General features: G+C 51.6%; 8 protein-coding genes. 2 read left to right on the top strand and 6 right to left on the bottom strand.

All coding sequences use genetic code 11. The annotated features are described in order from the left end of the window. Positions 1-401: 401 nt before the first annotated feature. Positions 402-1610, bottom strand: a complete 1209-nt coding sequence (locus tag A8990_RS30885) for an MFS transporter (RefSeq protein ID WP_116192856.1) — start codon at positions 1608-1610, stop codon at positions 402-404. Positions 1611-1626: 16 nt separating this feature from the next. Beyond that, on the bottom strand, positions 1627-2652 hold the full coding sequence (locus A8990_RS30880; protein ID WP_116192855.1) for an ROK family transcriptional regulator: 1026 nt from the start codon (positions 2650-2652) through the stop codon (positions 1627-1629). Positions 2653-2843: 191 nt separating this feature from the next. Between A8990_RS30880 and A8990_RS30875 the strand changes: the two genes are divergently transcribed. Both A8990_RS30875 and A8990_RS30870 read left to right on the top strand, forming a co-directional pair. Next, the gene (locus A8990_RS30875) at positions 2844-4475 is read left to right on the top strand and encodes an S-layer homology domain-containing protein (RefSeq protein ID WP_116192854.1); all 1632 of its coding nucleotides are present in this window, start codon (positions 2844-2846) and stop codon (positions 4473-4475) included. A 155-nt stretch (positions 4476-4630) separates the two neighbouring features. Next, positions 4631-5614 (top strand): iron-hydroxamate ABC transporter substrate-binding protein, encoded by a 984-nt coding sequence (locus tag A8990_RS30870; RefSeq protein ID WP_116192857.1) that lies wholly within the window; start codon positions 4631-4633, stop codon positions 5612-5614. A gap of 427 nt (positions 5615-6041) precedes the next feature. Here the strand turns inward: A8990_RS30870 and araA are convergent, their stop codons facing one another. The 4 genes from araA to A8990_RS30850 form a co-directional block, all read right to left on the bottom strand. Next, positions 6042-7520: an L-arabinose isomerase gene (araA, locus tag A8990_RS30865; protein WP_116192853.1), complete on the bottom strand. Its 1479-nt coding sequence runs from the start codon at positions 7518-7520 to the stop codon at positions 6042-6044. A 52-nt stretch (positions 7521-7572) separates the two neighbouring features. Beyond that, positions 7573-9171, bottom strand: a complete 1599-nt coding sequence (locus tag A8990_RS30860) for a xylulokinase (protein ID WP_116192852.1) — start codon at positions 9169-9171, stop codon at positions 7573-7575. A 48-nt stretch (positions 9172-9219) separates the two neighbouring features. Further along, entirely contained in the window at positions 9220-9912 is a 693-nt protein-coding gene (gene araD / locus A8990_RS30855; protein ID WP_116192851.1) for an L-ribulose-5-phosphate 4-epimerase, read from the bottom strand. Positions 9913-10004: 92 nt separating this feature from the next. Beyond that, a complete protein-coding gene (locus A8990_RS30850) occupies positions 10005-11105 on the bottom strand; it encodes a GntR family transcriptional regulator (RefSeq protein ID WP_116192850.1) in 1101 nt (366 codons plus the stop codon). Positions 11106-11546: the final 441 nt, after the last annotated feature.

Genomic DNA, 11546 nt, shown 5'->3' with positions numbered 1-11546 from the left:
GTCTGACTTCTCACCCTCCATAACCTCGCCTTAACCGTCACGGTTTCGAACAAGGGTTACCGCTTCTTAGCGGAGACGATGAGATCTCCTTGGGTCACGTCAACCGACTTTCCCCCGAAACCAGTCCTCCTAACTTCCAGAGCCACTGGTGGTATTGGACCTCCCCTTCTTTTGCAGGGTTATCCGGCTCTGTCAGCCAACTTGGTATGCCGCCTGTTCCGGGTTTTGCCTTCGCATCCTCCGCACCTCTCCTCGCGGACAAAGCACTATGCGTCAGCTATGCACTTCCGCCACCTCGCGGTGTGCTAGAGACTTTCACTCCTTAGTCGATTGCGCTGCCAAGCGCACAAAAGGCGGATCCCCTCAAACAGGAGATCCGCCTCTTATTAGTATTTTATTTATTATTGAGATGAGTTCCGTTGTTGCGGTTTCAGTAAGCTGTTCACCTCCTCCACACTTGCCAGCATGATTACCAAGAATGCGACGACAATGAACGGGAATATGACAATGCTGGTCTGTCCAGCAATGACGCCAAACAGCGGCGGAAGAATCGTGATTCCGGTGTAGGCTGTCGCCATTTGGAAACCGATGAGCTTGGCGGAGTTTTCGCGTCCGAAGCGTGCCGGCGTTTCATGTATCAGTCCCGGATAGATCGGGGCAAGACCCAGTCCGATTAGAATCAGCCCTGCTAGGTAGATACCGGTTACAGGCAGCAGCAGCAAGAGGCCGCCAACAATCGCAATGACTTGACCCCAGCGAATGAGTATCCGATTATGAATTTTCATCGCAAAGAATCCGGTAATAAACCTTCCAGCCGTAATTCCGCCGTAATAGAGCGAAATCCATCCTGCGGCCTTCTCGGCTGTAATTCCCCTCTCGCCAACCAGGTAACTCGCTCCCCACAATCCAACGGTGGCTTCAACACCGCAATAGAACAAGAAAGCGATAAGTGTAGGCTTGACGCCTTTAATCTGAAACAACCTCACTGTATTGCCTTCCACTGTTGACTGAACATCCTCAGCAGCAGCGGCGTCCTCGTGAGATGCATCTCCCCTACTTGCCGCGGCCTTCTTCCACAAAGGAAGCGTAACGAGCAATATCACGGCAAGCGAGAACTGGATGATCGAAACCGCGGAATAACCGCTTCTCCAGGAATGATGCTGAGAAATAAAAAAGCTGATAATAATAGGGCCAATCGTCGCGCCTACGCCCCAGAAGCAGTGCAGCCAGTTCATGTGATGCGCCTTATAATTCTCCGCGACGTAATGATTCAGAGACGCATCAATTGCGCCTCCGCCTAGTCCAAGCGGGATTGCGAGCAAAATTAGCCAGATGGTTGAAGGTGCAACCGAGAAGCCTAGCAGCGCCCCTGCCGTCATGCAGCAGCTGATTAGCGTTATTCGCCCCGTGCCGATGCGCCCAATGAGGGTTCCGCTTGCCAGGCTGGAAACGATGGTTCCACCTGCAATCACCATCGACAGAATCCCCGCGAAGCCGAACGAAGCGTTCAGGTCAGGCTGCATAGCAGGCCATGCTGAACCAAGCAGCGGGTCCGGTATGCCAAGGCTAATGAAAGCCAAATAAATAATAACTAAAATGATTGTTGCCATGCTAAACCGCACGCTCCTAACAGCATTCCGTGATCATTACATTCAGTGCCAAATGCTGCAAGCCTGACAAGTAGTCGTCTCTCCAACTGCTCATAATGAGCGTAGGCAGATGCTTCTGCGGGATATAAGCTGCACTGCGTTCTTTAATCCTCGCCAAAATCTCTTCATCAACCTCGTCATCATTGAAAATAACCGCATGAGGGTTGATAATCGCACCTAGCGTTCCGACTAAGCGCGCGACCGCATCAATCTGTTTGTCTCCAGCGAGCACGATCCGCTTATGAGGTTCATCCCCCTGCAGCGCTTGCACCAAGTTCTGGTTATCGTACTGCGGAACGAGCGAAATCTCGCCGGAGAAGAACGTATTGCCCCGAACAACATCGCCGTTAATCATAATGCCGGAACCAGGTCCATATTGACCGAAATACAAATAAACAAGCGATTCATTCTCAAGCTCGAAATTCGACGCATACCCCAGCACCGACGCATTCATATCATTTTCGACGACTACCGGAATTTGGAACTTCGCTTCAAACTCTTCCTTCAAATCGTAGTCCTGGAATTGCTTATACGGCGGGATATAGATGACTTTGCCATTGTCTACGGCGCCCGGAACTCCAATCGCGATCGAACGAAGCTTGGGATATTTCTCGATCAAATCCTCAATCAGATCAGCCAGCTGCCCCGGATCGTGCTGCAGCACACTGGGATCAGTTCCCTGCTCGATAATGTCTCCGATGCAATTAAAGATTGAGAACTTCGTCTCGTCCTTCTCCACAAAAATAGCAAGACCGAGCATGTACTCCGGATCATAGGAATACCGTTTCGCCCTTCTGCCGCCGCTGGAATCATCGTCGCCTGTATAGCGGATTTCGCCATCCTGCTCCATCTGTGAGATAAACTTGCTGATTGTCGGGAAGCTGATGCCAAGCCGCTGACTGAGCTCTGCCTTCGTTGCACTGCCCATCATAATGAGTCCGGCACGAATCCGGTAAATTAATCGCTCTTTAGCCTCTTTTGGCGTCTTAAGCTCATTTGTCATCGTTTAAAGCCCCTCTATTTTTATAAGTATCATTACTTTTATCAGCACTTTTTAAATCGTTTTAATAAGTCCTGATTATCTTACCAGATGTCAGTAGTTAGGGCAATACCAATAATTTAAACTAGGTTTTCCGCTTCGAATTGATTACCATTAGAAGCTACGCTACTCATAGAAAGGTGAGTTTATGTGAAATGCTGAACATAGACAAATGCAAATGGAGCCGGTTAGCGGTTATTCAAATAATAATCTGTATGGGTATCGCACTAACGTTGATACCGCATACTACTTATGCGGGAGCTGCAAGCTCGCTACCGTATGACGATATACGCCCCAATTACGCGCAAGCCGCGATTCTAAATATGACGAAGCTGCAAATTATGAACGGGATGGGAGATCGCAAGTTCGCCCCGCTCAAACCGATCACGCGTGCGGAATTTATAACGATGATCGACCGATTGCTCGGCGTTAAGCCTGTCGCTAGCCCGCTTCCAACCTTCGCCGACGTACCGGGCTCGGCCTGGTTTTACGAATGGATACAGCCCGCCGCGCAATTGAACATTGCCAAAGGTACCGCGGCAGTTCAGTTCGAGCCGGCCCGGTCGGTTACCCGCGAGGAAGCTGCAGTTATTCTCGCCCGTGCCTTGAAGCAACCCATAGATGGCTCGCAGAGCTCGCCGGATAAGCTGTTCCAGGATCAGGACGAGATCAGCGCTTGGGCGCAGGCATCCGTATACCGGCTGTCTCAGATCGGACTTGTCGCAGGTAATGACGGCCAATTCCATCCGAAGGATCTCATCACAAGGCAGGAAGCTGCAGTCCTTCTGAACCGGGCATGGACGCGATGGACGTCCCAATTGCAAGCCTCACAGCCTTCGCGAATTCAGCTTGGCTGGCAGTACGGACAGACGACCAAGCAGTTCGAACAGCAGGTTGCCCAATCAGAGGTAAATACATTATCCCCGATTTGGTATTACTTAAGTAATACCGGAACAGTCGAAGACCGTATGGATGCATCCCTCTTAACATGGGCACATAATCAAGGTAAGAAAGTGTGGGCGATGGTCGGCAATCACTCCGATCCAACCGCCACACATACGATGCTAAGCAGCTCAACACTAAGGCAAGCGTTCGTGCGGCAATTGGCCGACCGTTTTCTTACGAATCACATTGATGGACTCAATATTGATTTCGAGAACATGATGCCAGCAGATCGCAACGACTTCACGACTTTCATTAAAGAGCTGCATGATGCGTTGAAATCCATTCCGGCCGTGCTGTCAGTCAATGTCTCGCCCGACAGCGGCACCGATTGGACCGATGTGTTCGATTATGCAGCCCTGGCGAAACAATCGGATTATATCGTCCTGATGGGCTATGACGAGCATTGGAGCGGCGCTCCAGAAGCCGGATCTGTCTCTTCTCTGCCATGGCTGCGCCGCGGGGTCGAGAACCTGCTGGCACAGGCTCCTGCGAATAAAGTCATCCTTGCGCTGCCGCTTTATACGCGCAATTGGACCGTCAATTCAGATGGGTCGCTGCTATCGCAGGATATAACCCTCGTCCAGCAAAATCAGCTCGTTGCAGCGAACAACATCAAGCTGCTATGGGACGATCAACTGGGCCAATACTACGGTGGCTATTACGATTTAACGATACCTAAGCAAATGTGGATTGAAGATGGACGATCCTTATCATTGAAGATCAGCCTAGGCGAAATGCACGGCGTTGCAGGCTACAGCTACTGGTATATGGGCGGAGAAAGCCTCGATGTGTGGACGAGCGTACGAAACGCGATAAGATTTAGCACTTATAACTTTGCATAACGAAGATGGGACGAAGCACAAGTGTGACGTGGGCTTCGTCTTTTTTTGCCCCAAAATTATCGAACTTTATTGCTAACTGTTGACAGTTTAGGCGATTGAATCTATAGTGGTATTTATTGATATTGATAATCATTTTCATTTTGTTGTTAGTCATTATGAGTAAAATTCTTTTACTTCCGCTTATCTTCGTCTTGTGCATCGCCATCAGCGCATGCGGCAGCAAGAACGAGAATAACGGAACGGCATCTACGAACAACGCTGCAAAGAACGAAACAACTACAAATGCAACTACTTCGAACGCATCAGCTGATGCTAACGCCAACGCAAGCTCGAACGACGCAGCTTCCACTGCATCGGGCTCCGACTCAGCCAAGGTTACCTATGAATCCGAGCTCGGTCCTGTCGAAGTACCTGCTCACCCCGTGCGGATCGTCGCTCTGACGAATGCACCTAATGTTCTCTCGCTGAACGGCACGCTAGTTGGAGTCGATGAGTGGACGTCGAAGAATCCGCTGTTCACGGAGAAGCTGACTGGTGTACCGGTTGTATCCGAAGATAACCTGGAGAAAATCGTCGAGGCGAATCCGGAGCTGATCATCACGGACGCGAGCAGCAAAAACCTCGACAAGCTGAAAGAAATCGCACCAACGGTCGCTTTCACTTGGGGCAAGCTGGATTACTTGTCGCAGCAGGCCGCGATTGGCAAGCTCATCGGCAAAGGCGACGAAGCGCAAGCATGGGTAGACGATTTCAAACAACGCGCGGCTGAAGCCGGCAAAGAAATCAAGGCGAAGATTGGCGAGAACGCAACGGTTTCCGTATACGAGACGGATTCTAAGAGCTTCTACGTATTCGGCAATGCTTGGGCTCGCGGAACGGAGCTGCTGTACCAAAGCATGGGGCTGAACATGCCGGAGAAAGTGAAGACTGATGCTCTTGGACCAGGCTACTACACGCTGTCCCCTGAGGTACTGAAGGATTATGCTGGCGATTTCATCGTGCTAAGCAGAAGCTCGTCAGGCGACAACTCCTTCATGAAGACCGATACGTGGAAGAACATCCCAGCCGTTAAAAACAACCATGTGATCGAGATCGATACAGAAGCATCCACCTATAGCGATCCAACGACGCTTGAATAGTTGCTGAAAATTTTCAAGGATGGTTTCTTGAAGTAAACATGGCGCTCCCCTATCCTCGGTTAGCCGATAAAGGGGATATCGCATCACACCGCTCCTCAGCGAGCTATATTGGATTTATCCACTCCAATCTCCAGATTCTAGGACATTCAAATAGCTATATTGGATTTATCCACTCATTTTATTCGGAATGGGCCAAAATCGGCCGTTTCGAGCTCAGATGAGTGGATTTTTCCAACATAGCAACCGATTTCCCGTCAATTCGCCTTTTTACGTTGGATTTATCCAACATAGCCTGCCTCTATGGCGGTGAGAGGTGCAAGTATTCCGCTTTACGATAACAGAACCATCGGAATCAACAAAGAAGCCCATCTTCAACAAGAAGATGGGCTTCCCTTATTCTGGCGCGGTATCGCTCCACTCTAAACGCTTAAACTCTCCACGCCGCTTGGCTCAGACGAAGCTGATTCGGGAAGCTGATCCGATCGGTCCGATCGTCGATGACAACGGCTTCAATGCCGAACATCTCCGCGAAATCGATCATTTGCTCGGCGGAAACCTCGTACGAGAAACCCGTATGATGCGCGCCGCCTGCGAGGATCCACGCCTCGACGCCATCCTTCAAGTTCGGCTGCACCTGCCACAGCACGCGCGCGACGGGCAGCTTCGGCATCGCTTCCGCTACTTCCACCGCATTCACATTATTGATGAGCAATCGGAAACGATGGCCGAGATCGACGATGCTTGCGTTGATAGCCGCACCGCTCCGGCCGTTGAATACCATACGCGCTGGATCCGCTTTGCCGCCGATTCCGAGCGGATGAACCTCGATGCGCGGCTTGCCGTCCGCAATCGTCGGGCAAATCTCGAGCATATGCGCACCAAGCACCAGCTCATTGCCCGGCTCCAGATGATACGTGTAATCCTCCATGAATGAAGTGCCTTTGCCGTCCGCCATGATCTTCATCAGTCTCACGAGAGCGGATGTCTTCCAGTCGCCTTCGCCGCCGAAGCCGTAGCCGTCTGCCATCAGACGTTGTACCGCCAAGCCCGGCAGCTGTTCCAGCCCATGCAGGTCTTCAAAAGTCGTCGTGAATGCAGTGAAACCGCCCTCTTCAAGGAAGCTCCGCATGCCAATCTCAAGCCGTGCTTGGTACGCGATCGAATTCTGCTTCTCCACGGTGTCCGCCACCAGCGTATATTGCTCCTTGTAATCGGCAACAAGCTGATCAACCGCTTCTTGCGATACCGCGTTTACACGCTGCACCAGATCGCCAACGCCATACGTGTTAACCGACCAGCCGAAACGAATTTCCGCCTCTACCTTATCGCCTTCCGTCACCGCGACCTGTCTCATGTTATCGCCGAAACGAGCGACCTTGAGCGTCTTGCTCTCGCAGTAAGCAACTGCTGTCCGCTGCCAGCCGCCGATTTGCGCGCGAACCGCTTGATTCTCCCAATGGCCGAACACCACTTTGCGCGAGCGGCCCATACGCGTGCCGATGAAGCCATGCTCGCGGTCGCCATGTGCGGCTTGGTTCGTGTTCATGAAATCCATATCGATCGAATTCCAAGGGATTTCCCGGTTATACTGCGATGCAAAATGCAAATGCGGCTTGTTCAGCTGCGACAGTCCGCCGATCCACATTTTCGAAGGAGAGAATGTGTGCATCCAAGTGATGACGCCCGCGCAATGCTCATCGCTGTTCGCCTGAATCAACGTATTCCGAATATCTTCAGGTGTGGTCAGAAGCGCCTTGAACACGATTTTGTAAGAGATGGATGAGTCCGAATTAAGTCCTGCTACCATTTCTTTCGAATGGTCTTCGACTTCGAGCAGCGTTTCGGGGCCATAAAGATGCTGGCTCCCTGTCAAAAACCAAAACTCATAAGGCTTTACGTTCAACATTGTAATTACCCCTTCCAGAGAATGAATTTATATGGAATGAATGTATAATGAATTAATTGAAATTATTTACTGCAGCTCTTTCGATCGCGAGTCCTTTGATATATCGCTCCATGAATGCTTCGAAGCCCGCTGCATCCTTCGGGTCCGGCGAAATGCTCGCACCTGCTTTACCCGCAAATACGCGCTCGTTCAAGTACTTCTCCAACGTTTCATGATCGGATTTGCCAATCATGTACGCGGCAAGCAAAGCGATACCCCATGCTCCGCCCTCTCCTGCTGTCTCCATGACGGATACCGGCGTATTCAGCGCACCGGCCATAATCTTCTGACCTACGCCTGCCGTCTTGAACAAGCCGCCGTGGCCGAGAATCTCATCCAGCTTCACGCCTTCTTGCTTGAGCAGAATATCCATGCCGATCTTAAGCGCGCCGAGCGCCGTGAACAAATGAACGCGCATGAAATTCGCCAAGTTAAAGTTGCTGTCCGAGGAACGAACGAATAAAGGACGGCCTTCTTCAAAATGCGTCATATGCTCGCCGGAGAGGTAGCCGTAAGCAAGCAATCCGCCGCAGTCCGCATCGCCTTGCAATGCCAGGTTGTACAGTGTGCCGTATAGGTTATCTGCCGAAACATCCATTCCCATCGCTTGCGCAAATTGGCCGAACAAGCCGACCCATTCATTCAAGTCCGAGGAGCAGTTGTTGGAGTGCGCCATTGCGACAAGGCTGCCCGAAGGCGTCGTCACAAGGTCGATCTCCTCATAAGCTTTGGACAATTCCTTCTCCAGAACGACCATTGCAAAAACAGACGTACCCGCAGAGACGTTACCTGTGCGCTGCTCAACGCTATTCGTAGCGACCATCCCTGTGCCCGCATCGCCTTCAGGCGGACAAAGCGGAATGCCGGCCTGCAGATCGCCGCTTACATCGAGAAGCTTCGCTCCTTCTTCTGTAAGCGTACCTGCGCCTTCACCTGCAACGAGTACAGTCGGCAGAATATTTTCCAGCTTCCAAGGAAGGTTCTCGGAGGCAACTAACGTATTGAACTCCGATACCATCGTTTCACTGTAGCTCTTCGTATGAATGTCGATCGGGAATACGCCGGATGCTTCGCCAACGCCGAGCACCTTTTGCCCTGTCAGCTTCCAATGGATGTAGCCAGCGAGCGTGGTCATGAAATGAATGCCTGCCACATGCTCTTCCTTGTTCAGAATCGACTGATACAGGTGCGCAATGCTCCAGCGCTGCGGAATATGGAAGTTAAACTTCTCGCTCAGCACTGCCGAAGCTTGCTCGGTAATATTGTTGCGCCAAGTACGGAACGGCGTGAGCAGTTCACCTGCCTCGTCGAAAGCCATGTAGCCATGCATCATGCCGCTGAACCCAATTGCCCCGACCGACTGCAGGGTTACGCCGTATTTCGCCTTCACGTCGCTCGCCATTTTCGCGTAGCTGTCCTGTAAGCCCTTCCAGATATCCTCTAAGCTATAAGTCCAGATCTGATTAACGTAGCTATTCTCCCAGTCATGGCTGCCGATTGCGATAGGTGTGTGGTCACTGCTGATGAGCACCGCTTTAATCCGGGTGGAACCAAATTCAATGCCAAGTACTGTCTTGCCGTTCATAATCGCGTTTTTCACGTCGAGACTCATGAGAAGAATACCTCCATAGCGTAAAATGATAGGACCTTGAATAACGTGCTACTTCGTCTGCCCGTAATACGCGCTTGCACCATGTTTCCTTAGAAAATGTTTGTCGAGCAGCGCCTGATCCATCGAACCGATGCCAGGGTTGAGCGCATACGTATGAAGTGCCATCTTGGCAACTTCCTCAAGCACAACTGCATTATGAACCGCTTCATGAGGATCTTTGCCCCAGTTGAACGGCGCATGGCTGTTCACGAGCACGCTCGGCACCTGCGACGGATCGCGATCCTTGAATGTCTCAACGATAACGTTGCCCGTCTCCAGCTCGTAGCCGTTCTCGATCTCCTCGCGGGTCATCTGGCGCGTAACCGGAATTTCGCCGTAGAAGTAATCCGCATGTGTCGTGCCCAGCGCCGGAATCGGCCTGCTCGCCTGCGCCCAGCTTGTCGCCCAAGGCGAATGCGTATGTACAATACCGCCGATATGCGCAAATGCTCGGTACAACACAAGATGCGTCGGCGTGTCCGAGGATGGCTTCAATTCCCCTTCCACCTTGTTTCCCGCAAGATCGACGACGACAAGGTCTTCGAGCTTCAGCTTCTCGTAAGGCACACCGCTTGGCTTAATGACGACGAGGCCTCTCTCTCGATCGATGCCGCTGACATTCCCCCAAGTAAACGTAACGAGGTTGTACTTGGGCAAATCCAGATTAGCCTCAAGCACTTCCTGCTTTAATCGTTCCAGCACGTTGGTTCATCCTCTCGTGATTCATGCACTATCAAAAGTATAAACTTGTACGTACAAATTTTCCACAACTATTTACTCAAATGCCGAACTTGTCATGACGACCTCTGTGCGGTCGATTCCCGGACAACCAGCTCCGGCGTATACACTTTGGAGTCCGGGACGGGACTCCCGCCGCTCTCGATAAGCTCAAACAGCATTTGCGCGGCATCCTCGCCCATGGCCATCTTCGGGTGAGCCATTGTCGTCAGCTTCACCTCGGTTGCCGTCGCCAGCCAGGAATCGTCAAACCCGACAATCGATACATCCTGCGGAACGGATAAGCCTGCTTTGCGAATGACTTCAAGCAGCCGCAGCGCGAGCTCATCGTTGTAACAGACTAGCGCTGTTGGACGCTTGCCTTCTGGGCGAGCAAGCAGCTCCTCGGCGATTTCGATGGCTCTCCCTGCTTTCTCCTCCGTTCGGTAAGGAACGACGAAGTCCGGCTGCAGCTCCGTGCTCTGCTGCTGATGCGCGCGCATGAAGCCTTTCAGACGAAGAACGCCTTGCAGATCGTCTGTCTTGAAGAACCCTGCGATATGCCGGTGGCCCAGCTGCAGCAGATGCTCCGCAGCGATATAGCCGCCCGCTTCGTCGTCGATGACGAGCGAAGGGCAGCTAATCTCCGGATATCTCGCGTTAATCATCACGTACGGAATTCGCTTGTTACTAAGCGCCAAGAAATATGCCAAGTTCGGATTGCCCTCCGCACTCTTGGTCGGCTCGATGATCAAACCGCTCAGCGGCTGGCTGGTCAGCATCGAGAGGCTTTCTCGTTCCTTGCTCTTATCGTTGTCCGTGCTGGAGAGCAGCAGGCTGTAGCCTTTGGCCCGAACCGTCGCTTCTGCCCCTCGCACGATATGCGGGAAGATGTAATCGGAGATGTATGTCGTGACTAAGCCGATCGTCCGCGCTTCCACAACCTGCTCCTCTTTTGGCTTCGCAACGAAGGTGCCCTTCCCCTGCATTCTGTACAAACGGCCTTCCTGCTCCAGCTCGCCCAGCGCTTGCCGCACCGTCTGCCTGCTCATCCCGAACTGCTCGGCAATCTCGTTCTCGGACGGCATCTGTTCGTCAGGCTGGAGCTTGCCTTGATCGATCCAATCCGTAATCTCGTTCTTAAGCTGTACGTACTTTGGCAGCTGTTTCTCTTTCATCTGTTCGTCCCCTCGTTCACTTAACTGCTCCTCTCAGTATAGCATTAGAGCAACTTGTATGTACATGTTGAATGAAAAATAGGGCTCCCGAAATGGACAATGTCATTAAGTTAACTCAATGACATTGACCGAGAATAGAAATGGAATCCAAAATGGCATGAGGGAAACCCCTGTGCCGTTTGTTTTTTTGGTGCAGTCTGAAAAAAGTGTACAGCAAACAAGCGGATAGACAATCCGCTTAAAAAATGTTCATTCGAACCGATTTATGCTACTCTGTAGACGAAGCTTACAGATGATTTATAGCGTGTTTTGCGCGTATTCTGCTGCCCTGGTCGAATCGGGCGAATCGGCAAAACGTTTCTTCGAATCAGTGCTTCAACATCAGACGGGGGTTCATCGTCTCTTGAGCGCAGGAAATGTCTACAAACATGAACGGCAACC

The organism is Paenibacillus taihuensis (assembly GCF_003386535.1).
Taxonomy (GTDB): Bacteria; Bacillota; Bacilli; order Paenibacillales; family Paenibacillaceae; genus Paenibacillus_Z; species Paenibacillus_Z taihuensis.
This window is presented reverse-complemented; position numbering and strand designations above follow the sequence as displayed.

Excerpts from the sequence above, each read along its gene's own strand:
- A8990_RS30875 (WP_116192854.1), top strand. The coding sequence starts at position 2,844 with ATGCTGAACATAGACAAATGCAAATGGAGCCGGTTAGCGGTTATTCAA.
- A8990_RS30860 (WP_116192852.1), bottom strand. The coding sequence starts at position 9,171 with ATGAGTCTCGACGTGAAAAACGCGATTATGAACGGCAAGACAGTACTT.
- A8990_RS30870 (WP_116192857.1), top strand. The coding sequence starts at position 4,631 with ATGAGTAAAATTCTTTTACTTCCGCTTATCTTCGTCTTGTGCATCGCC.
- A8990_RS30885 (WP_116192856.1), bottom strand. The coding sequence starts at position 1,610 with ATGGCAACAATCATTTTAGTTATTATTTATTTGGCTTTCATTAGCCTT.
- A8990_RS30880 (WP_116192855.1), bottom strand. The coding sequence starts at position 2,652 with ATGACAAATGAGCTTAAGACGCCAAAAGAGGCTAAAGAGCGATTAATT.
- araA (WP_116192853.1), bottom strand. The coding sequence starts at position 7,520 with ATGTTGAACGTAAAGCCTTATGAGTTTTGGTTTTTGACAGGGAGCCAG.
- A8990_RS30850 (WP_116192850.1), bottom strand. The coding sequence starts at position 11,105 with ATGAAAGAGAAACAGCTGCCAAAGTACGTACAGCTTAAGAACGAGATT.